This window comes from Streptomyces olivochromogenes (assembly GCF_001514115.1).
GTDB lineage: Bacteria > Actinomycetota > Actinomycetes > Streptomycetales > Streptomycetaceae > Streptomyces > Streptomyces olivochromogenes.
This window is the reverse complement of sequence record NZ_KQ948451.1, coordinates 799,822-820,294: the sequence shown is the minus strand read 5'-3', so window position 1 is coordinate 820,294 and position 20,473 is coordinate 799,822. Positions and strand designations below refer to the sequence as shown.

General features: G+C 72.3%; 17 protein-coding genes. 10 read left to right on the top strand and 7 right to left on the bottom strand.

From position 1 onward, the window contains the following. The first annotated feature begins 82 nt into the window (after window positions 1–82). From AQJ27_RS03750 to AQJ27_RS03735, 4 genes are all read left to right on the top strand, one after another. Entirely contained in the window at window positions 83–685 is a 603-nt protein-coding gene (locus tag AQJ27_RS03750; RefSeq protein WP_079064758.1) for a sigma-70 family RNA polymerase sigma factor, read from the top strand. Between the two features lie 25 nt (window positions 686–710). After that, window positions 711–1,496: an anti-sigma factor family protein gene (locus AQJ27_RS60115; protein ID WP_235613396.1), complete on the top strand. Its 786-nt coding sequence runs from the start codon at window positions 711–713 to the stop codon at window positions 1,494–1,496. Window positions 1,497–1,890: 394 nt separating this feature from the next. Beyond that, complete coding sequence (locus tag AQJ27_RS03740; RefSeq protein WP_235613397.1) at window positions 1,891–2,325, top strand: ATP-binding protein; 435 nt, start codon at window positions 1,891–1,893, stop codon at window positions 2,323–2,325. A 199-nt stretch (window positions 2,326–2,524) separates the two neighbouring features. Beyond that, a complete protein-coding gene (locus AQJ27_RS03735) occupies window positions 2,525–3,010 on the top strand; it encodes a hypothetical protein (RefSeq protein ID WP_235613398.1) in 486 nt (161 codons plus the stop codon). A 48-nt stretch (window positions 3,011–3,058) separates the two neighbouring features. Here the strand turns inward: AQJ27_RS03735 and AQJ27_RS03730 are convergent, their stop codons facing one another. Beyond that, entirely contained in the window at window positions 3,059–5,914 is a 2,856-nt protein-coding gene (locus AQJ27_RS03730; protein ID WP_067361498.1) for a CHAT domain-containing protein, read from the bottom strand. Next, entirely contained in the window at window positions 5,914–6,225 is a 312-nt protein-coding gene (locus tag AQJ27_RS03725) for a hypothetical protein (RefSeq protein ID WP_099944492.1), read from the bottom strand. The genes AQJ27_RS03730 and AQJ27_RS03725 overlap by 1 nt, the downstream gene beginning before the upstream one ends. A gap of 154 nt (window positions 6,226–6,379) precedes the next feature. On the opposite strand from AQJ27_RS03725, the gene AQJ27_RS03720 reads away from it, so the two are divergent. The 4 genes from AQJ27_RS03720 to AQJ27_RS03705 all read left to right on the top strand — a co-directional run bounded on the left by AQJ27_RS03720 (window position 6,380) and on the right by AQJ27_RS03705 (window position 10,890). Beyond that, window positions 6,380–6,790, top strand: a complete 411-nt coding sequence (locus AQJ27_RS03720) for a hypothetical protein (RefSeq protein WP_067361495.1) — start codon at window positions 6,380–6,382, stop codon at window positions 6,788–6,790. Then, on the top strand, window positions 6,787–7,695 hold the full coding sequence (locus AQJ27_RS03715) for a hypothetical protein (protein WP_067361494.1): 909 nt from the start codon (window positions 6,787–6,789) through the stop codon (window positions 7,693–7,695). Before AQJ27_RS03720 ends, AQJ27_RS03715 begins: the two co-directional genes overlap by 4 nt. Before the next feature lie 245 nt (window positions 7,696–7,940). Then, window positions 7,941–9,992, top strand: a complete 2,052-nt coding sequence (locus tag AQJ27_RS03710; protein ID WP_067361492.1) for a phosphocholine-specific phospholipase C — start codon at window positions 7,941–7,943, stop codon at window positions 9,990–9,992. Window positions 9,993–10,044: 52 nt separating this feature from the next. Next, on the top strand, window positions 10,045–10,890 hold the full coding sequence (locus tag AQJ27_RS03705; protein WP_067361490.1) for an LURP-one-related family protein: 846 nt from the start codon (window positions 10,045–10,047) through the stop codon (window positions 10,888–10,890). A gap of 136 nt (window positions 10,891–11,026) precedes the next feature. Here AQJ27_RS03705 and AQJ27_RS03700 read toward each other — a convergent pair whose 3' ends face one another. Further along, window positions 11,027–11,986 (bottom strand): DMT family transporter, encoded by a 960-nt coding sequence (locus AQJ27_RS03700; protein WP_067361484.1) that lies wholly within the window; start codon window positions 11,984–11,986, stop codon window positions 11,027–11,029. Then, window positions 11,983–12,882 carry a phosphatase PAP2 family protein gene (locus AQJ27_RS03695; RefSeq protein WP_079064756.1) on the bottom strand — a complete coding sequence of 300 codons (900 nt, stop codon included), beginning with the start codon at window positions 12,880–12,882 and terminating at the stop codon, window positions 11,983–11,985. Before AQJ27_RS03695 ends, AQJ27_RS03700 begins: the two co-directional genes overlap by 4 nt. Before the next feature lie 259 nt (window positions 12,883–13,141). Here AQJ27_RS03695 and AQJ27_RS03690 point away from each other — a divergent pair, with 259 nt between their 5' ends. Further along, window positions 13,142–13,756 (top strand): TetR/AcrR family transcriptional regulator, encoded by a 615-nt coding sequence (locus tag AQJ27_RS03690; RefSeq protein ID WP_067361479.1) that lies wholly within the window; start codon window positions 13,142–13,144, stop codon window positions 13,754–13,756. 155 nt (window positions 13,757–13,911) lie between these two features. Here AQJ27_RS03690 and AQJ27_RS03685 read toward each other — a convergent pair whose 3' ends face one another. From AQJ27_RS03685 to AQJ27_RS03675, 3 genes are all read right to left on the bottom strand, one after another. Continuing rightward, window positions 13,912–14,916: a DUF2510 domain-containing protein gene (locus AQJ27_RS03685; RefSeq protein WP_067361476.1), complete on the bottom strand. Its 1,005-nt coding sequence runs from the start codon at window positions 14,914–14,916 to the stop codon at window positions 13,912–13,914. 154 nt (window positions 14,917–15,070) lie between these two features. Then, window positions 15,071–16,225, bottom strand: a complete 1,155-nt coding sequence (locus AQJ27_RS03680) for an anhydro-N-acetylmuramic acid kinase (RefSeq protein WP_067361473.1) — start codon at window positions 16,223–16,225, stop codon at window positions 15,071–15,073. A 4-nt stretch (window positions 16,226–16,229) separates the two neighbouring features. Beyond that, window positions 16,230–17,522 carry an MFS transporter gene (locus AQJ27_RS03675; protein ID WP_067361471.1) on the bottom strand — a complete coding sequence of 431 codons (1,293 nt, stop codon included), beginning with the start codon at window positions 17,520–17,522 and terminating at the stop codon, window positions 16,230–16,232. A 235-nt stretch (window positions 17,523–17,757) separates the two neighbouring features. On the opposite strand from AQJ27_RS03675, the gene AQJ27_RS03670 reads away from it, so the two are divergent. Further along, entirely contained in the window at window positions 17,758–20,439 is a 2,682-nt protein-coding gene (locus AQJ27_RS03670) for an ATP-binding protein (protein WP_067361469.1), read from the top strand. Window positions 20,440–20,473 lie beyond the last annotated feature (34 nt).

Genomic DNA, 20,473 nt, shown 5'->3' with positions numbered 1-20,473 from the left:
CGCCCGTAGTGCTCGCGGAGTGCCACCGGTGCCACGCCGTGCGTTACGGGACAAAGCAATACATATGCGCGATGATCGGCTTATGCCCTGGAGTTCTCGAAAACGTGATCAAAGGACCGATCCGGATGACTCCGCGCACCGTGTCTCTGGTAAAGGGACTCTTTCGACCGCAGACGAGGAACTCTTGCGCACTCTGTACGCGGAGCACGCAGGGCCCCTGTTCCACTACGTGCTGCGGCTGACCTCAGGAGACTGGCAATGGGCGGAGGATGTCGTGCAGGAGACGCTGCTGCGAGCGTGGCAGCATCCCGCCGCGTTCGACCCGGCACGCGGCCCGGCCCGGGCCTGGCTGTGCACGGTGGCCCGGCGCCTGGTCATCGACGCCCACCGGGCCCGGCAGGCCAGACCGGCCGAGGTCGGCGGCGAGGCGCTGGAGCGAGCAGCCGAGCAGGCACCGGGCGAGGACGAGATCGAGCAGGTTCTGCAGAGCTGGGCGGTGGCCGATGCCATCCGGACGCTGTCCCCGGACCATCGCGCGATCCTGCTGGAGACCTACTACCGGGGCCGCACCATGGCGGAGGCCGCCCGGGTGCTGGGCATCCCGCTGGGCACCGTGAAGTCGCGGACGTACTACGCCCTGCACGCCCTGCGGCTGGCGCTGCTGGAACGGGGCATCGAGCCATGACCGTGACATGCAGGAGGTGGCGACCATGAGCATGAGCGCGGAGCACGACGCCCTCAGGCTGGCGCTGGGAGGGTACGTCCTGGGCACGCTGCCCCCGGCGGAAATGGAACAAGCGCGCGCCCACCTCGCGGGATGCGCCGAGTGCCAGGCGGAACACGCCCAGCTGGCGGGACTGCCCGCGCTGATGGCGACGGTGACCGAAGCCGAAGCTGCGGGCCGGACCGTGCCGGTGGCCGACGAAGACCTGGCCGACCGGCTGGTGGCGCGGGCAGCACAGAGCGCTCAGGGCTCCTCGCCTGTACCGCCCACCCCGCCCGCGGCGCCGCAGGCGGGTGTGCTGGAGAGGCTGCTCCAGCAGGCCGCGGCCCGGCGCCGCAGGACCTGGCGTCTGCAACTGGCCGGCGCCGCCGCCTCCCTGACGTTCATCGCGGCAGCGGTCGGCGGCACATGGCTGGCGACTACCGGAACGGTGGGTAGCCTGGCGACGCAGCCCGGGCCGACCGCGCCGACTGCCTTCCGCACCTTCGCCGGAAGCGACCCCGTCACCGGCGTCACCGCCTCGGTCAAGGTCTCGCCCACCGCCTGGGGCAGTGTCCTGCTGGTCTCCGCCAAGGGGGCGCCCGCCGGAATCACCTGCCGGCTGCAGGCGGTCGGGCCGGGCGGGGCCAGGGCGGACGGCGCTACCTGGCGGGCGGGCCAGTACCCTCCCGGCACCACGATCCCCGGAGCGGTTGCCATGTCTCCGGGAGCCATCGAGCACTTTGAGATCGTCGCCGGCAACGGTCAGAAGCTGGTCACGATGCAGGCGTGAGGGGCCGGGAGCCCGCCCGACGATGCGTCGGGCGGGCTCCCGGCGTATCCGGCCGACTCCTCACGGTGCGCCCGGAGGAAAGGCGCGTCGGCTGCGTGTGTGGGTGACAGCGCCCTGGGCTTCAAAAGGGGGTCTGGCCGAGGTGCTGCCGGTGCCCCTGCTCGCCGGATTCGGCACCGCGCTCCTGCGGAGGCGAGTGAACTCGGCCCGGCCGTCGGCATTGACCTGACGCGCAAGAAGTTGAGCAAAAGGCGGGAATATCCCGAACCGTTCGGCATGCGCCGTCCGTGGAACTGAATGAGCGCTCCCCTGCAGGATCCGGCCTACCGACCGCCCCTCGAAGTCGTTGGCGGTCCTCCATTTTCCGGTCTCCGCACATCCACGGAAGAGCCAGATGATCATGTTTGTAACCGATTCCCCCCGCCCGAGCTCGCCGCCCACCCGGCACTGCAGTCACCAGGCGCTGCTCACTCTGCCCGCGCAGGAGGTGCACGTCTCCGCCGTTCGTCACTTCGCGGCCGATCTGCTGGAGACCTGGAGCGTGCCCGCGAGCGAACGGGACTCAGCCGTTCTCATCGTCGACGAACTCGCCGCCAACGCCGCCCAGTACGGGCGCGAGCGCATGACCCTGCTGCTCGTCCTCGACCACGGCACATTGCACATCGTGGTCAGTGACTCCGGAATGGCCGTGGAGCACCTTCGCCCCGACATCGCCCCGGACGAACACGGCCGCGGCACCGGCATCGTCCAGTACCTCGCACAGTCCACCGAGGTCCACCAGACGGGCAGCGGCCGCGAAGTCCGCGCCTGCCTGAGGTGCTCGGCATGACCGGCCCCGGATCACCCGATGCCTCCGCCGGTTGGGCCTTCGCGACCCACAAGCCGTGCCCCGTCGATCGCTGCCCGGGCCCGGCGCAGGTACTCGTGCCCTCCCCGGCAAACCTGCCGGTCCTCGACCACGGCGACCCCGACCATGCCACGGTGCTCTGCAAACGCTGCGGCCTTGGTGCACGGGCGGAGGTGTGAGCATGAGGGTCACCCCGAAGACCGCCGAGGCCATCGACGCACCGCCTCCGCACGAGGCGTACGCGAACGCCCCCGACCTGCGTCGCGAGATGCATCAGGTGCTCGCCCTCGGGGCCGAACGCGACGGCCGCCGAGTCCGGACCGTCACCGGCCCGCCGCTCGACGCGACGGCCGCCGAACGCGCCTGGCTGCTGCGTAGGGCTGCTCTCATGGACCGGATGGCCCTGGAGGGCCCCGGCCCGGTCGGCGCCGCCGCGCAAACCGCCGAGCAACTCGTGCTGTACGACCGCCGCCATCCCGGCCTGGTGGCCGGCCCGCACCACCCCGATGCGATCACGCTCGACCTCAGCGGCCGCCCCTACGTCCGCCAGGAGTACGCCGCATGGGCGGCCGCCGGGCGCCCGGGCACGCACCAGGAGGAGCGGCGCATGCCCGCCATGGGCGCCGGCGCCACCCCGCAGCCCTCGCCGGGCAGGCTCGCCGCGTAGGCAGCCGGGCGGCGGTGACCGGCATACGTGTGCTTCAGGCCGATGCGCCTACGGCCCCACATGGATGTACGGCGCCCACAGGCTCGGGTTCAGGCGGTAGCCCTCGTCGGCGTCGCGGAGGGCGCGTACCGCGGTGTGCAGGGCGTACGCCGTCCGACTGGGGAAGGGGTGTCGGGGCGCGAAGGCCGAGTAGAAGTGGTCGGCCAGTTCGCGGGAGGTCTCGTCGTCGACGGCCCAGAGGGTGCCGATGACGTGGGTGAAGCCGGCCATGTGGAAGGCGCCGGTGATGTGCAGCGCCTCGTCGGCGTACTCGCCGCGGCCGCGGGTGGTCTCGCACGCCGAGAGGTACGCCAGCTCCGCGGCCGGGAGCCGGAGCCGGGCGATGTCGGTGAGGGTGAGCGGGGCCGTGTCGTGGTCGTGCAGCAGGACCTGGCCGGTCGCGGCCGCGTCGTCGGCGGCGACGGCGTGGCAGGCGAAGTGCACCCAGGGGTGGTGGGGGAGCGCGTCGAGCACGGTCCGGCGTACCGCCTGCTCGTCCAGGAGCAGACGGGCGCCCGGTCGCGCGGCCAGCAGGGCAGCCTCCGCCCGCGCGCCCTCCAGCGGCACGAGCCCCGCGCCCGGCGGCGCCGGCACGGCGACCACCAGCGGGGCCGTGGGGGCGGTCGGCCGCCGGTCCGCTCGTGCGGTCTGGCGGCGCCGGGCGTGGACGAGGCTGTTGACGGTCGGGGCGTACGAACTGACGGCACGGTCGAGCAGGTTGTCCCGGTCGTTCTCGTGGCGCCCGGCCGCGTGCAGGGGCAGGGCGGTCAAGGGGCCGGTGGGGATCCACCACATCCGTCCCGGGGACTCCCCGCCGGGCTCGTCGTCGGCGCGGATCCCGAGCGCGTCCAGGACCGGTTCGACCACCGCCGTCCACAGCCAGGCGAGCGTCTCCCGGATCTCGGACTGGGCGTCACGCTGGCGAGACAAGGGCTGGCCGGCGTCGCCCGCCGTACGGACGGCGACGAGGAAGGCGTCGGCCCGGCGGACCACCTCCGCATGGCTGAGCCCCGTCAGCGGTACGCACCGCACCCGTCCCTCGCGCAGGACGAGCGCGTCGCAGCGCAGCGGGCTGACGTTGACCATCACCACCGGGCCCTCGTCACCGAGTCCGGCGAGCATCTCGGCGGTGCGGGGGAGCCGCAGGAAGTCCCCGAAGCCCGGCTCGCGTCGGATCGCCGCCACGAGCCGGTCCCACCGCTCGGCCAGGGCGTGCCGGTCCTCGCCCGCCAGCGGGGTGCCGGGGGCCGGGTGGCCAGCACCGGTCCCGGCCGGTCCGGACGAGATGAAGGCGGCGGCTTCGGGGCGGTCCAGCTGGGGGATCAACCGGGCGTACTCGGCGGCGAGTTCGTCCGGCAGACGGCTCAGCAGGTCCGTGGTGTCCGTGCGGGCGTCGAGGGCTTGGGCGAGCAGCACGCCACGACCCTGCTCCAGGAGCCGCAGCGCGAGTTCGGGGTCGGCCAGCTCCAGCGCGCAGGCCGCCGCGTCCTGCGCGAGACCCGCGAACCTGCCCAACCGGCGTGCGCGGTCCATGCGTCCGATGCGGTACGACGCCGTGCGCGGCAGCAGTTCGACCGCGAGCCGGAACGGCTCCATGGCCGCGGCGTGGTTGTCGGGCGAGCGGCCCTCGCCGCCGCCGATGAGGCTCAGTGCCCACAGGTGCGCGCAGCCCACCCGGACGCTGACGTCCATGGTCGGGTCGGACGCGGCCTTGCGGTGCAGGTCGATCGCCGCCGCGAGGGCGTGCGGATCGCCCTCGGTCACCGCCTGCGTGCCCAGGGCGGAACCGTGGTTCAGCAGGGCGAGCCCGCGCAGCGCGTGTCCTTCGGGAGTGGTGGCGTACGCCTCGGCGGTGGCCCGGACCCATGCGCGCACGGCCCGCCGTTCGCGGCGCGTCGAACGGCGTCCGCCGCCGTCGAGAACCCTGGGCGCGGGCGCGTCGACATCTGCCGCGCCGATGAGTTCCAGACGTCGTACGGTCGCAAGCACCGCGTTGCGCTGCACCAGGTTGGGATGTCCCGCCGGCGTCGCGGCGACCGCACGGCGGGCGGCCCGGGCTGCCTCGCGCAGGTCGGCGGTGTCCGCCCGGGCCTGATGGCGCTCGGCCAGGATCGAGGCGAGGTTCGACAGGAACCGCGGATACAGCCGATGGCGCCGCGGGACTGCGGCGAGGACCGCCCGCGCCAGCAGAGCCGCCTCGTCGAGCGCCTCCGGGGCGCCGTCGGGGGACTGGTGGTGATGCAGACGCAGCGCCTCGGCGAGGTTGGAGCGGGCCCAGGTCTGCTCCTCCGTGCCCGGCGCGGCGCAGGCCACCGCCGCCCGGAAGGTTCCGACGGCCTCCGCGAGCGCGGCGGAGTCGCCGTGCAGGTGATAGAGGCTCAGCAGCGCGTCACCCAGGCTGTCCAGACGGTTGGAGCGGCGCGCGCCTACGGGCGGCGTCGAGTCGAGGGCTGTTCGGATCGCGTCGACGGAGGCGGTCAGGTCCCGGGCGTCGTGCGTCCGCAGCCACCGCAGCCGCAGCGCGCCGGAGAGGTTCGTCCAATAGGAGGGCGTGGCGACGGTGACCTCCGCCCCGTACGGGGCCAGGGCCTCGCGGAACAGGGTGATGGCCCCGTCCAGGTCGGCCGGTTCGCCGAACCGTTCGTAGCGGGACCACAGGGATGTGCCGACCCCGTTCATGGCGGCGCTGCGGAGGTCGATGTTCTGCGTCCTGTCGAGCACGGCGTCGAAGAGGACCAGGGCCCGTTCCAGGTCCGGGAGCCGGCCGGTGCGCTCGTACCGGGTGTGCGACTCCTCGGCGGCGCCGAGCACCGCGAGCAACTGCTCGTACCCGGGTGCGCCGAACAGGTCGTACGGGGCGGACATCAGGAACCGTGCTGCCCAGGAGATCCCGGAGCGTCACGCTCGTCGCGTTTCTCGCGGATGCGCCGGGCCATCAGCGCGCCCATCGGCCCGTTCCGGTCGAACCATGCGGCGGCCTCGTCGTCGCGCCCCAGTGAGAGCAGGGTCAGGGCGAGATTGGCGGTGGCGTCCTGGCTGCCCTGTTCCGCCGCCTCGGTGAGTACCTCGACGGCCTCCTCGAGGCGCCCGTCGAGCCGCAGCTTGACGCCGTACTGGTTCAGCGCCTGCGGGGAGCCCGTCTCGGCCGCCCGGCGCAGCTCGGCCTCCGACGGCATCGCCCGGAACGTGAACCGCGGTCCGTCCGATCCGTCCTGCTCCGCTCTTCGTGCCCGCGTGCGTCGACGCCAGAACATCGGCATCACCCCCCGTGACCGTCGGTGATCGCCCAGTATCCTCTCAACTCGGTTGCCATGTAAGGAGGTTGCAAGGATGGCGGAAATCCGCACCGGCGACAGCGGCGGCGACGGGGACGGCGGGTCGAGGGCGGTGCGGTCGGACATCTGCGCCCGGCTGGACGAGATCAGGGGCTTTGTGCCGGCCGAGCGCCGGCCGGAGTTGGAGGAGATCCTCGGGGCGCTGCGGGGGAGCGACGACCCGGCGGGTCCACAGGCCGCGCTCCACCGACTCCTGCGCCGCTGCGGGGTGGCGACCGGATTGCGCGCGTTCACCCGGGGCGCGGGCATCGGCGGGCTGCCGGCCGCCGTGGAAGGGCACCCGGTGGTGGAGGCGTACGTCTGCCCGGAGGACCGCTGTGACCGCCGGGCCCCGGCCCGGAACCAACCGGTGCCCGAGACCTGCCGTCTGTACGGCGAGCCGATGCGCCGCCGCAGGCTGTCATGAACGCCGTGCTCGCCGAGTTGGGCAAGAACCTGGCCGCGCGCTGGCTCACCCACCTCGTCCCCTCGGGGCTGCTGTTCCTCGCGGTCGCCGGGGCGGGGCGGCTGCTGGGCCAGGCGCACTGGTACGACGTCGGCCGGGTCACCCGCGCGCTCGACGAGCTGGCCGGGCATCCGGCGAGCCGGTCGACCGGCGGTGTGGTGCTGGCGGCCTCCGCGACGGTGATCGCCTCGGCCGGGCTCGGCCTCCTCGCCCAGGCGCTCGGCGGGGCGGTGGAGCGGCTCTGGACGGGGGACTGGCCCCCACCGCTACGGCCGCTCGGGGCGCGGCTGACCGAGCGTCGGCGGGGGAGGTGGCGGGCGGCCGAGGACGCCTACGCGCGGGTGGACGCGCGAGCCGTCGAGCAGGGGCCGCCCCTCGGCCCCGGCACGGTCCGCGAGCTCGCGCGACTCGCCGCGGTACGCAACCGGATCTCCCTGGTGGAGCCCGCCCACGCCTGCTGGACCGGCGATCGCGTCCGCGCCCTCGACCTGCGCGTCCACCAGGCCTACCGGCTCGACCTCGACTCGGCCTGGTCCCGGCTCTGGCTCGTCCTGTCCGCCGACACCCGGACCGAGCTGCGCACCGCGCGGGAGGTCTACGACGCTGCCGTCCGCCTCGCCGCCTGGAGCCTGCCGTACCTGCTGGTCGCCGTCTGGTGGTGGCCGTCCGCCCTGATCGCGCTGGGCCTGGCGATGATCGGAGCGCGCCGGGGCCGGTCGGCGATGGACGCCTTCGCCGAGCTCGTCGAGTCCGCGGTGGACCTCCACGGCCGCGACCTGGCCCTCGCGCTGGGCGTGGACTGCCCGGGCAGGCTGGACCGGGAAACCGGCCTGGAGATCACCGCCCTGCTCCGCAAGGGTGCGTGAATCCGTCACTCGGGCCGTCTCGGACCGAAAGGGTGCCTGAATCCGTGACCGGGGCCGTCCTGCTCCGCAAGGGCGCCTGAGACCGCGCATCGGCGCGGACGGCACGCGCTCTGGTGTTCGCACCGCAGACCCCTGTGCGTCACACCAACGCCACGGGGTCTTCCCCGACATTCGTTCCTCTTGGAACACTCCCCCCGCGCAGGTCCCATCCACAGCACCACGTCAGGACAAGAGGTCACCCAGTCATGCCTCAAGTGAACCGACGCCGCTTCCTCCAACTCGCCGGTGGTACCGCGGCGTTCACCGCGCTGTCGAACAGCATCGAGCGCGCCGCCGCCCTGCCCGCGCACCACGGGTCCGGCACGATCGACGACGTCGAGCACATCGTCGTGCTGATGCAGGAGAACCGGTCCTTCGACCACTACTTCGGCTCGCTCAGAGGCGTCCGCGGTTTCGGTGACCCCCGCCCGTCCACGCTGCCCAGCGGCAAGTCGGTCTGGCACCAGTCGGACGGCACCAAGGAGGTGCTGCCCTTCCGGCCCGCCGCCGACAACCTGGGCCTGCAGTTCATCCAGGACCTCCCGCACGGCTGGAGCGACGGGCACACCGCGTTCAACGCGGGCAAGTACGACAAGTGGGTGCCCGCCAAGTCGTCGACGACGATGGCGTACCTGACGCGCGAGGACATACCGTTCCACTACGCGCTCGCCGACGCGTTCACCATCTGCGACGCGTACCACTGCTCGTTCATCGGCTCCACCGACCCGAACCGCTACTACATGTGGACGGGTTACACGGGCAACGACGGCAAGGGCGGCGGCCCGGTCCTCGGCAACGACGAGGTGGGCTACGACTGGACGACGTACCCGGAGCGGCTGGAGGCGGCCGGGGTCTCCTGGAAGATCTACCAGGACGTCGGTGACGGCCTCGACGCGAACGGCTCCTGGGGCTGGATCCCGGACGCCTACCGCGGCAACTACGGCGACAACTCGCTGCTGTACTTCAACCAGTACCGGGGCGCCAAGCCCGGCGACCCGCTCTACGACAAGGCCCGCACCGGCACCGACGCCCGCAAGGGCGAGGGCTTCTTCGACCAGCTGAAGGCCGACGTCAAGGGCAGGAAGCTGCCCAAGATCTCGTGGATCGTCGCGCCCGAGGCGTTCACCGAGCACCCCAACTGGCCCGCGAACTACGGCGCTTGGTACATCGCCCAGGTCCTGGACGCGCTGACGTCCAACCCCGAGGTGTGGGCGAAGACGGCCCTGTTCATCACCTACGACGAGAACGACGGCTTCTTCGACCACCTCGTGCCGCCGTTCCCGCCCCAGTCGGACGCGCAGGGCAAGTCCACGGTCGACGTCGGCCCTGACCTCTACAAGGGCGACGCCGGCCGTGCCGCCGGACCGTACGGACTCGGCCAGCGGGTGCCGATGCTCGTCGTCTCGCCCTGGAGCAAGGGCGGGTTCGTCTGCTCCGAGACCCTCGACCACACCTCGATCATCCGGTTCATGGAGCGCCGCTTCGGCGTGCACGAGCCCAACATCTCGCCCTGGCGGCGTGCGATCAGCGGCGACCTCACCGCCGCCTTCGACTTCTCGTGCAAGGACACCAAGCCGGTCGCGCTGCCGGACACCGACGGCTACCAGCCGCCGGACCACGACCGGCACCCCGACTACGTGCCGACCCCGCCCGCGAACCCCGTGCTGCCCCGGCAGGAGCGCGGCTCGCGCCCGGCCCGCCCGCTCAGGTACGCGCCCCTCGTGGACGGTTCGGCGGACGCGGCGGCCGGGAAGTTCACGCTCACCTTCGGTTCGGGCGCCAAGGCCGGCGCGGCCTTCTTCGTCACCTCCGGCAACCGCACCGACGGCCCCTGGACGTACACCACCGAGGCCGGCAAGACCGTCTCCGACACCTGGAACTCGGCGTACTCCGGCGGCTCGTACGACCTGACGGTGCACGGTCCCAACGGCTTCCTGCGCGTCTTCAAGGGCCCTGGCAAGACCGCGGGACCCGAGGTCACCGCGCGCCACGTCGGCGAGAACGTGGAGCTGACCTTCACCAACAAGGGCTCCGGCACGGTCGAGCTCAAGCTCACCCATGCCTACGGAGGGCGCCCGAGTTCGTTCAAGGTGCGGGCGGGCGCGACCGTGCGGCACACGGTGGACCTGCGGGCGAGCCGGCGCTGGTACGACCTGACCGTCGTGTCCACGGCGGACGCGGGGTTCCTGCGGCGGTTCGCCGGACATGTCGAGAACGGTCACGCGGGTGTGAGCGACCCGGCGATCGTCACCCTCTGATGGATATCTCGGCTCTGGTCAATTTCCGGCCAACTCACGGTAGTGTGCCCCGGTGACCACGCATTCGAACACTCCTGCAGGTTGGTACCCGGATCCGCACGGTGCGCCCCAGACGTTGCGTTACTGGGACGGCTCGCAATGGACCGAGCACACCAATGCGGACCAGGCGGCCCCGGCGGGTCAGACGGTTCCGCAGCAGGCCCAGCAGCCGTACGGACAGCCGGCGGCCGGTCCCGACCCTCGCGTGCAGCAGCAGGTGCACCAGCAGGCGGGTGTCGCGGGTGGCGGTGCCGGCGGTGGCACCCTGTTCACCGAGCCGGTCCTGGTGGTGAACCAGAAGGCCAAGCTGATCGAGCTGACCAACGAGTACAAGGTCATGGACCAGCAGGGCAACCAGCTCGGTGCGGTCGTCGAGGTCGGTCAGAGCGGTCTGAAGAAGGCGCTCCGCTTCGTCTCCAGCCTCGACCAGTACATGACGCACAAGCTGGAGATCCGTGACGCCTACGGGCAGCCGGTGCTGCGGCTCACGCGTCCCGCGAAGTTCATCAAGTCGCGGGTGGTCGTGGAGCGTCCGGACGGACAGCCGGTCGGCGAGATCGTGCAGCAGAACATGATCGGGAAGATCAACTTCGCGATCAACGTCAACGGCCAGCAGGTCGGCGCGATCAAGGCGGAGAACTGGCGCGCCTGGAACTTCGCCATCGTCGACCACACGGACAACGAGGTCGCCCGGATCACCAAGACCTGGGAAGGCCTCGCCAAGACGATGTTCACCACGGCGGACAACTACGTCCTTCAGATCCACTACCAGCTTCCCGAGCCCCTGCTGAGCCTCGTCGTCGCGACGGCGCTCACCGTCGACACGGCGCTCAAGCAGGACTCCCGCGGGCTGGGCTGAACCGACGCACAACAAGAAGGGTGGCCGCGGAACTCTCCGCGGCCACCCTTCTTGTCTGTGCGTTTCTTTGTCGTGCGCGCTCCTGGAGCTTCCCAAGAGCCCTCTCCTGGAGCCTCCCAAGAGCCCTGCGGGAGCCCTAGAGGGGCGTCAGCTGACCCGAGCCGGGCTGCTTCGGCAGCAACGAGGGTTCGTACGCCGCCGATCCGGGCTCGAGCGCCAGCACCGCGGCGACGGGGTGCTCGTCCTCGGCGTCCACCAGGGGTTCCGGCAGCGCAGGTTCCGGCACCGAGCGGGACAGCGTCACCACACCCCACGCCGCCACGCCCGCGCCCATGGCCGCCAGCAGCAGGCCGGCCGGGCCGCCCTGCAACTGCTCCCCGAGCAGGAAGAGGCCTATCGCCGCGGCGGCGACCGGGTTGGCCAGCGTCACGACGGCGAGCGGGGCGCCGAGACCACCCCGGTAGGCGGTCTGCGACAGGAGCAGTCCGCCCGCCGCGAAGGCGGCGACGAGCAGGGCCACCACGATCACCTGGGCGCTGAGCAACGGGCCGGAGCGGTCCGTCACGGCCACGGTCACCGTCTGCGTGAGAGCGGAGGCGACACCCGAGGCGAACCCGGAGGCGGTCGCGTGCCGCAGCCCCGGCCGGGTGCCGGGCCGCGACAGCATGCCGATCAGGGCGGCCGTCGCGGCGGCCACGCCCAGCGCCTGCGGCACGCTCAGAACGTCGTCGGGCGCGGGCCCGGACGCCGTGACCAGCAGCGCGGACAGTCCGATCAGGGTGAGCGCGGTACCGCGCCACTCGACCGCGCTGACCCGCCGTCCGGCGACCCGTGCGCCGAGCGGCACCGCGGCCACCAGCGTGAGCGCGCCGAGCGGCTGTACGAGCGTGAGCGTGCCGTACTTCAGCGCGGCGACGTGCAGCAGCGCGGCGGAGGCGTTCAGTACGACGGTCCACCACCAGGCCCCGCTGCCCAGCAGCCGCAGCATGCCCGAGTCGGTCGTCCGGGAGGCCAGTCGCTCCTGGGCCACGGCCGCGGCGGCGTAGGCCACGGCCGAGAAGAGTGAGAGGACCACGGCGGCGAGTGTGGCGTTCATCGTCTTGCCCCCACGAGCTGCGGTACGGATTCCTTTTCGCCAGCACCGCCGGCCCCGCCGGAATTCCCGGCGTCGCCGTCGGCTTCGTCATACGCCTCGTCGGCGGCGACCAGGCCGTGCGCCTCGGTCGCCCCGGCCCCGCGCGGCAGCCGGATCACGGCCAGCGCGACGCCGAGCAGCGCCGTTGCCACGATCGCGTCGAGCCAGTAGTGGTTCGCCGTACCGACGATCACCAGCAGGGTGAGCAGCGGATGCAGCAGCCACAGCCAGCGCAGGCGGGAGCGGGTCGCGGCGATCAGGCCGATCGCCACCATCAGGGCCCAGCCGAAGTGCAGCGAGGGCATCGCCGCGAACTGGTTCGCCATCTCGTCGGTCGCCGGGTGCGCCCCGTAGACCGTGGGCCCGTACACCTGTCCGGTGTCCACCAGGCCCGCGGCGGCCAGCAGCCGGGGCGGGGCGAGCGGGAAGGTGAGGTGCAGCGCGAGGGCGGCGGCGGTGACCGCGGCCAGGACCCGGCGGGCCCACACGTAGTGGACCGGGCGCCGCAGGTACATCCAGACCAGGAAGGCCACGGTGGCCGGGAAGTGCACGGTCGCGTAGTAGGTGTTCGCGAGGTGCACCAGGGTGTCGCTGTGCAGCAGCGCGCCCTGTACGGAGCCTTCGCCCGGCAGGTGGAGCGTCCGCTCCCAGTCCCACACGCGGTTCGCGTTGCGGAAGGCCTCGGCGGTGTGGCCGTCGGCCACCTGCCTGCCGACCTTGTAGACGACGAAGAGTCCTACGACGAGCAGGAGCTCACGTACGAGAGGCGGCCGTGCCGCGGTGCTGTGCGGCGACGGCCGCCGTATCGCCGCGGCCGGCTCTGGTTCTGCTTCCGCAGGCTCGGTTCGGGATTCCATCCCCCGGCCCCTTTGCTGACGGTGTTGCTTGGGGTGGTGCGCGGTGAGCCCAGGACAGAATCCACTCGATCACTCGAGATTCACTCGACAGCGGAGTGGGTCCTGTCCAAGGCTCATCGATACGGAAGTGTACCGATACGAACGTGTACCGATACGCCACTGTACCGATACGGACCCGTACCGGTACAGTGGCGTATCGATATACACTGTGAGAAGCGGAACACCAGGCGAGCCACCCACCCGAGCGAGGAGATGAGCCATGACGTCGCAGGCCGCGGACGGACCGGAGACGGTCGTCGCCTCGCGCCGCTCCAAGATCACGCCTGAGCGTGAGCAGGAGTTCTACGACGCCGTGCTCGAGCAGATCCGCGAGTGCGGCTATGACTCGCTCACCATGGAGGGCGTGGCCGCGAGCACCCGGTGCAGCAAGTCCACGCTCTATCGCCAGTGGAAGACGAAGCCGCAGTTCGTGGCCGCCGCCCTGCGCGCCAACAGCTGTCCGCGCTTCTCGGGCATCGACACCGGCACGCTCGCCGGGGACCTGCGCGCGATGGCGCGGGCCGCGGGGAACTGGTCGGGCCGTGACAGTCAGCTGCACCAGGCGCTGGGCCACGCCGTGTTCCAGGACAAGGAACTGCAGGAGGCGCTGCGCGACGCGCTCGTCGAGCCCGAGATCAACGCGGTCAAGGAGATCCTCGCCCGCGGGGTCGCCCGCGGTGAGGTCGCCGCGGACCACCCGGCGCTGGAGTTCATCCCGGCGCAGCTCTTCGGTGTGGTGCGGGTTCGTCCCGTGCTGGAAGGGCGGAACGCCGATGCGGCGTATCTCACACAATTCGTCGAGGCCGTCGTGATTCCGGCCCTCGGCCTGACCTGAGACTCAGGTCGCCGTCCGCGGGATGACCGGACGTCGGCCTGCACGCGCCGCACCGTGGGGACGGGGGCGGCGCGCACCCCCGGCCGGGTGGGGTTCCTCTTGAGCGGAGGGGCACCCCACCCGGCCGATCCATGTCCGGGGGACGGATGTACGGGCTAGACGTTCTGCCCGTTGCCGCTCACTCCCGACGCCACCTTGATGCCCTTGGTGATGTCGTCGATCACGGACTCCTTGGGCGCCTTGGAGCTGACGTCGATGCCGAAGCGGACGACGATCAGTGACTTGGAGTCGGCGGGGGACGGGAAGACGAGCGACTCGACGTAGCCGTCGTCACCCTTGCTGGTGACGACCTTCCAGCGGACCAGATAGCCCTTCTCGCCGGCCACGGTGACCGCCTTGGAGGCGAGCTCCGTGTGCGAGGTGATCGTGCCGTAGCCCTTGCCGTACGACTCGGTGGCGTTCTTGGAGATGTCCTCCTTGGCCGCCGCCTCCGCCGTGGTGGACTTCAGTTTCTGTGCTGCGGCGGTTGCCGAGTACGCGCCGCCCCGCTGGCAGTCCTTCGAGGTGTCGCCGGGGCACTTGTAGGTGTCCTTGGTCGACAGCACGGCACCCGTCGTGGTGCTCCCGCCGGTCCAGTTGTCGGGCACCGGCACGCTGATGCCGCTGATCAGGTCGGTGGCGTAGCCGTCCTCGAGCTGCGGCTGCCCGGACTGGCCCGGTGCCGGGGTCTGGCCCCCGGAACCGCCCGAGCCCCCGGAGCCGCCGCCCGGTCCGCCCTCGAGGCCCCCGTTGCCGCCGCCCTGGCCGCCGAATCCGCCCTGGCCGCCGTTCTGCCCGCCGGGGGCCTGGGAAGTGGCGCTGTTCCCGTCGTTGCCGTCGCTCTTGGTCAGGGCGTACACCCCGCCCCCGATGCCCGCGAGGACCGCGATCGCGGCGGCGACGGCTATGCCGGTACGCAGTCCGCGCCGCGGGGCGCCCGGAGCGAGCGCCGGATACGGTCCGGCGGCCGGCGGGTGCGTCGGGGGACCCCATGCGGCGGCGGACCCGAGGGGGCGGGTCTGGTCCGTCCATGTCTTGCCGTCCCACCAGCGTTCGGTGGCGGGACTGTCACTTGTCTGCCCCGGGTCGGGATACCAACCGGGAGGAGTCACCTGCGTCATGGACCCACCGTATGAGCCGTGGGTGAAAGGCGGATGAGAGGGATCCGGAAGATTCGTTTCAAGAACGCCTCGAAAGCGCCGCCGGGTGCCTCGTCACGACGACCGGCGGGCGTCACGCCAAGACCAGCGGATGTCGCGCCAAGACCAGCGGATGTCATGCCAGGACCAGTCGCACCGGCGCCGCTCCCGCCCTCGGCGGCAGCCGCAGCCCGCCGCGCCCCGGCGTGATCGAGCCGAGCACACTCGGATGCCGGGCCCCGGTGCTCACCGGATCGGTGCCCGTGAGGCCGTGCACGGTCAGGAAACCCAGCACGGCGAAGGCGTACGCCTCCTTGGCTGCCGCCGGCAGGCCCAGAGCGTCGGACGTGCGTACGGGCACTCCCGGCAACTCCACTCCCAGCATCGCCATGAGTGCCGGATTGCGGGTGCCGCCGCCGGAGGCGATCACCTCCGTGGCACCCACCGAGCGCACCGCGTCGGCGACCGTACGGGCGGTGAGCCGGGTGAGGGTCGCGATGACGTCCTCGGCGGTGAGCGTGCCGAACCCCGTCAGCGCGTCGCGCAGATGGCCGAGGTGGAAGAGCTCCTTGCCGGTGGTCTTGGGCGCGGGCAGCGCGTAGTACGGCTCCGCGAGCAGCCGGTCCAGCAACGGTTCGTGCACGGTGCCGCGGGCGGCGAGGGCGCCGTCCACGTCGTAGTGCAGACGTCCCCCGGTCAGTCCCCGCACGGCCGCGTCGACGAGGGCGCAGCCGGGCCCGGAGTCGAAGGCGGTGCCGTCCGGCGCGGTGAGGTTGGCGATGCCGCCGAGGTTCAGCGCCACCGGAGTCCCCGCCCTGCCGCGCAGCCACAGCAGGTCGACCAGGCTCACCAGGGGCGCGCCCTGACCGCCGGCCGCGATGTCCCTGGGGCGGAAGTCGGCGACCACCGGCAGCCCGGTCGCCTCGGCGATCCAGGCGGGCTGACCGAGCTGGAGCGTGCCGCGCGCCCGCCCGTCCTCGACCCAGTGGTAGACGGTCTGCCCGTGCGAGGCGACCAACTCGGCTCCGCCGTCGCACAGTTCACGGTCGGCCCGGACCGCCGCCGCGGCGAACGCCTGCCCGATCAGGGTATCCAGGCGGCACACCTCGGCCAGCGTGGTGGCCGCCGGGGGCAGCGCCGCCGCGAGCGCCTCGCGCAGTGCGCCGTCGTACGGCTCACCGACCATCCCGAGCGGCCGCAGAGTGAGGTCCTCACCTTCGAGGGTCAGTTCGGCCGCCGCCGCGTCGATCGCGTCGTACGACGTCCCGGACATCAGGCCGATCACCCGCACGTGCTCAACTCCCTCGGTTGTCGGGGAGCGTGGCCAGGGCGAGCGCGCTGACGGCGCACGTCGCCGCCGCGTAGTACGCGGGGATGTCCACGCTTCCGGTCCGCTTCATCGTCTCGGTGATGATGAGGCCCGCGCAGCCCGAGAACACGGCATTGGACAGGGCGTAGGCGAGTCCCAGGCCGGTGTGGCGGACGCTCGTGGGGAACATCTCGGAGAGCATGGCGGGCCCCGGTCCCGCCATCAACCCGACGACGGCACCCGCCCCGCACACGGCGACACCCTTCACCGCGTTCGAAGTCCCCGTGTCCTGGAGGAGGTTGAGCAGTGGGATGGAAAGGACCACGACCAGGACGGCGCCGGTGAGCAGCACGGGGCGCCGCCCGATCCGGTCGCTGAGCAGGCCCGCCGGGACGATCGTGGCCGCGAAGCCGAGGTTGGCGAGGATCGTGGCGAGCAGCGCCTGCCGGAAGCCGGCGTGGAGGGTGTTCTGGAGGTACGAGGGGAGCACGACCAGGAAGGTGTATCCGGCCGCCGACCAGCCCATCACGCGCCCCGCTCCGAGGACGACGGCCCGCGCGACCTCGCGCCCGGGCGGGCGCTCCCGTTTCCCCTCGTGCCGGAAGGCCGGCGTCTCCTCCAATCGCAGCCGCAGCCGCAGCGCGACCAGCCCCAGCGGAAGCGTCAGCAGGAACGGCAGCCGCCAGCCCCAGTCGCTCAACTGCCCCTCGCTGAGCACCGTCGCCAACAGCGCCGCGACACCCGCACCACCGAGCAGCCCCAGCGCCACCGTGAACGACTGCCACGACCCGTACAGCCCCCGCCTGCCCGGCGGTGCGAACTCCGTCATGACCGAGACCGCGCCCCCGAACTCCCCGCCCGCGGACAGCCCTTGGACCACCCGGAGGAAGGTCAGCAGCCACGGCGCGAGGGCACCGACCGTGGCGTAGGTCGGCAGCACGCCGATGAGCGTCGTGGCGCCCGTCATCAGCGCGATCACCAGGATCAGCACCGGGCGGCGCCCGATCCGGTCGCCCAGCCGTCCGAACAGCGCCGCGCCCACCGGCCGGAAGAAGAACGCAAGCGCGAAGGACGCGTACGTCCTCACCAGCCCCTCGGTCTCGCTGCCGCCCTCCGGGGTGAAGAACCGGGCCGCGATGACGGTCGCGAAGTAGCCGTAGACCCCGAACTCGTACCACTCGACGAAGTTGCCGACCGAACCCGCCAGCAGAGCCCCGCGCCGCGGGCGCGGGGGACCGGCGGTGTGCGGGACGGAGTCGTGCACGCGGGCGTCGCTCATGGGTCCCTCCTCCTCGCTGTTCCTTCTCGCTGTTCCTTGGAAAATTAGCGCCATTTTGAGGGTTTTTGACTGTCGATAACTTTCACCACGGCTGGTCGGCGCCCCATCGCGTCGCCTGCGGACACCTCCCGTCACCCGTCTCGGCAACAGGAGCGCCGACCCGCCTCCACATCGGCTTCCGGACGGCTAGGCTCGATGTCTGTACGTCGTACGGGCGACCTGGGGAGGTAGCGGCATGACGGAGGCACGGCCGGGACCGGCCGCCTCGTCCTCCCTGTGGGAGCGCGAGGCGGAGATCGCCGACGTGGTGGAGGCCGTCAAGGCCCTGCGCGCGGACGCCTCGTCCTCCGGCAGTCTGCTGGTGTTCAGCGGCGAGGCGGGCATCGGCAAGACCGCGCTGCTCGCCGAGGCGCGTCGGATCGCGGAGGCCCACGGCTGCACGGTGTGGTCGGCTCGCGGCGGCGAGACCGTCACCTCCGTTCCCTTCAACGTCATACGGCAGCTCCTCCAGCCCGCCATGGTCTCGCTGATGCCCGAAGAGGCCCGCGAATACCTGGGCGACTGGTACGACATCGCCGGACCCGCGCTCGGCATCGCCGAACCGGGCGAGCGCCAGGCCGACCCGCAGGGCGTGTGCGACGGACTGGTCGCGGCGGTGCGGCGGCTGGCCAAGCGCGAGTGGCCCCTCGTCCTGATCCTCGACGACGCGCACTGGGCCGATCAGGAGACGCTGCAGTGGCTGGTCGCGTTCGCCGAGCGTCTCGACGACCTGCCCGTCCTCGTCGTGGTCGCCCGCAGGCCGGGTGACGTCAGCGGTGAGCGGGCCCGCCAGCTGGAGGCCGTCGCCGCCGCGGCCCGACCGGTCCTCACGCTCAGCGCGCTGACGCCCGACGCCACCGCCGGACTGACGCGCGCCACGCTCGGGGAGCACGCGGACGCCCCGTTCTGCCGCGAGGTGTGGGCGGTCACCGGCGGCAACCCGTACGAGACCGTCGAACTGCTCGCCAAGGTGCAGGACAGCGAGCTGGAACCGGTCGAGGCCTCCGCCGCCGAACTGCGCGCCCTGAACCGCTCGGCACGCGGTCGCGGACTCGTCGCCCGCCTCGAAGGACTCGGCATCGACGCCACCCGCTTCGCCTGGGCGGCCGCGATCCTCGGCACCGGGATCTCCCTCGACCTCGCCGCCCAGCTCGCCGGGATGCAGCGCGACGAGGCCGTGCGCTGCGCCGAACTGCTCGGCGCGGCCCGCATCCTCACCGCGACCGAACCCGCGAGCAGCGAACTGGCCGGCGGTGACCTGGAGTTCGTGCACCCCCTCATCGCCAGCGCCGTCTACCGCTCGATCCCCGACGCGCTGCGCACCGCGATGCACGGCCAGGCCGCCTGGGCGGTCACCGAATCGGGGCGCGGAGCCGCTGCCGCCTCCCGCCACCTCCTCGAAGTACACCCGGACGACGACCCCGAACTCGTCGAGCAGATGCGCGAGGCCGCCCGCGAACACCTCGCCGTCGGCGCGCCCGACGCGGCCAGGCGCTGCCTGGAGCGCGCCCTGGCGGAACCCCCGCTTCCGGAGGTCCACGCGCGTGTGCTCTACGAACTGGGCTGCGCCACTCTCCTGACCGCTCCCGCCACCACGATCAGCCATCTGCGCACCGCGCTCGACCAGCCCGGCCTCGACGGCGATCTGCGGGTGGACGCCGTCTTCCGCCTCTCCCAGGCCCTGGTCCACAACGACCAGCTGGACGAGGCCGTCCGCACGGTCGACGCGGAGGCCGCCCGGCTCGACGCGGGCCCCACCCGGATGCGGCTTCAGGCCGTCCACTACATGTGGGAGGGCATCCACGCGGGCGAGGACCACGTTCCGGGACGCTCACGAAGCCTCGCCGAACTCGTCAAGACCTGCACCGGACGCGACAACTCCGAGCGCGCCCTGCTGATACTGCGCGGCTTCGACGCGATGACCCGCGGCGAGAGCGCGGAGGAGGTCGTGGAACTCTGCGACCGCGCCCTCGTCAACGGCCGCCTCGCGCCCGGACTCGGCTGGACCGACACCGAGTGGGGCATCGAACTCCTCATGATGCTGGGCAGCTCGTACGCCTACGCGGACCGGCTCGACCGCGCCGAGAGCCTCTTCTCCGAGGCGCTGCGCTCCTACACGAGCGCCGGATGGAGCGGCGGCCACCTCGCCCTGGCGCACGCCTTCCTCGGTCTCGCCCACCGCAGGCGAGGCCGCCTCAGGGACGCCGAGACCACCCTGCGCGAGTCGCTGCGCATCGCCGAGCGGGTCGGGCGCGGGCTGCCCCTGTACTGGTCTGCCACCTGCGGCCTCGTCGACACACTGCTCGCCCGCGGGGACGTCCAGGAGGCCTGGGCGATCGCCGAGCAGTACGGCTTCGCACCGCCGTACCCGTCCACCATCGTGCTGCCCGACACCCGTTCCGTACGCGGACGGCTGCTGCTCGCCGTCGGCCGCGTCAAGGACGGCATCAACGAACTCGAGGCCGCCGAGAAGGCCGCCGCCGCGCGCGGCCACCACAACACGGTGATGGGACCCTGGGCGCTCGACCTCGCCCGCGCGCTCGCCTCCGACGACCCGGCCCGCGCCGCCGCACTGGCCACCGACGCCCGCCGCCAGGCCGAGCGCTTCGGCACGGACACCGCGATCGGTGAGGCACTGCGCTGCGCGGCGGCCCTCGAATCGGGCCAGCGTGCGGTACGCCTGGCCGCCCAGGCCGTCACCTACCTGGAGGCCTCGCCCTGCCAGTACGAACACGCGGCGGCCCGCGTCGAGTACGGCATCGCGGCGCGCTCGGTCTCGGAGCTCGGCAAGGGCCTGACGCTGGCGCGCTCGTGCGGGGCGGACGGGCTGGTGGCGAGGGCGGAGGAGGTCCTGGCGACAGGGCGAGGGCTGAGGTAGCCGCCAGGCCGTGCGCGAGGACGAGGTGGCCGGA

Bases quoted from the DNA above. Each gene is read 5' to 3' on its own strand.
- AQJ27_RS03685 (WP_067361476.1), bottom strand. From the start codon at position 14,916: ATGACGCAGGTGACTCCTCCCGGTTGGTATCCCGACCCGGGGCAGACA.
- AQJ27_RS03740 (WP_235613397.1), top strand. From the start codon at position 1,891: ATGATCATGTTTGTAACCGATTCCCCCCGCCCGAGCTCGCCGCCCACC.
- AQJ27_RS03700 (WP_067361484.1), bottom strand. From the start codon at position 11,986: ATGAACGCCACACTCGCCGCCGTGGTCCTCTCACTCTTCTCGGCCGTG.
- AQJ27_RS03670 (WP_067361469.1), top strand. From the start codon at position 17,758: ATGACGGAGGCACGGCCGGGACCGGCCGCCTCGTCCTCCCTGTGGGAG.
- AQJ27_RS03735 (WP_235613398.1), top strand. From the start codon at position 2,525: ATGAGGGTCACCCCGAAGACCGCCGAGGCCATCGACGCACCGCCTCCG.
- AQJ27_RS03730 (WP_067361498.1), bottom strand. From the start codon at position 5,914: ATGTCCGCCCCGTACGACCTGTTCGGCGCACCCGGGTACGAGCAGTTG.
- AQJ27_RS03720 (WP_067361495.1), top strand. From the start codon at position 6,380: ATGGCGGAAATCCGCACCGGCGACAGCGGCGGCGACGGGGACGGCGGG.
- AQJ27_RS03725 (WP_099944492.1), bottom strand. From the start codon at position 6,225: ATGCCGTCGGAGGCCGAGCTGCGCCGGGCGGCCGAGACGGGCTCCCCG.
- AQJ27_RS60115 (WP_235613396.1), top strand. From the start codon at position 711: ATGAGCATGAGCGCGGAGCACGACGCCCTCAGGCTGGCGCTGGGAGGG.
- AQJ27_RS03715 (WP_067361494.1), top strand. From the start codon at position 6,787: ATGAACGCCGTGCTCGCCGAGTTGGGCAAGAACCTGGCCGCGCGCTGG.
- AQJ27_RS03690 (WP_067361479.1), top strand. From the start codon at position 13,142: ATGACGTCGCAGGCCGCGGACGGACCGGAGACGGTCGTCGCCTCGCGC.
- AQJ27_RS03695 (WP_079064756.1), bottom strand. From the start codon at position 12,882: ATGGAATCCCGAACCGAGCCTGCGGAAGCAGAACCAGAGCCGGCCGCG.
- AQJ27_RS03750 (WP_079064758.1), top strand. From the start codon at position 83: ATGCCCTGGAGTTCTCGAAAACGTGATCAAAGGACCGATCCGGATGAC.
- AQJ27_RS03710 (WP_067361492.1), top strand. From the start codon at position 7,941: ATGCCTCAAGTGAACCGACGCCGCTTCCTCCAACTCGCCGGTGGTACC.
- AQJ27_RS03675 (WP_067361471.1), bottom strand. From the start codon at position 17,522: ATGAGCGACGCCCGCGTGCACGACTCCGTCCCGCACACCGCCGGTCCC.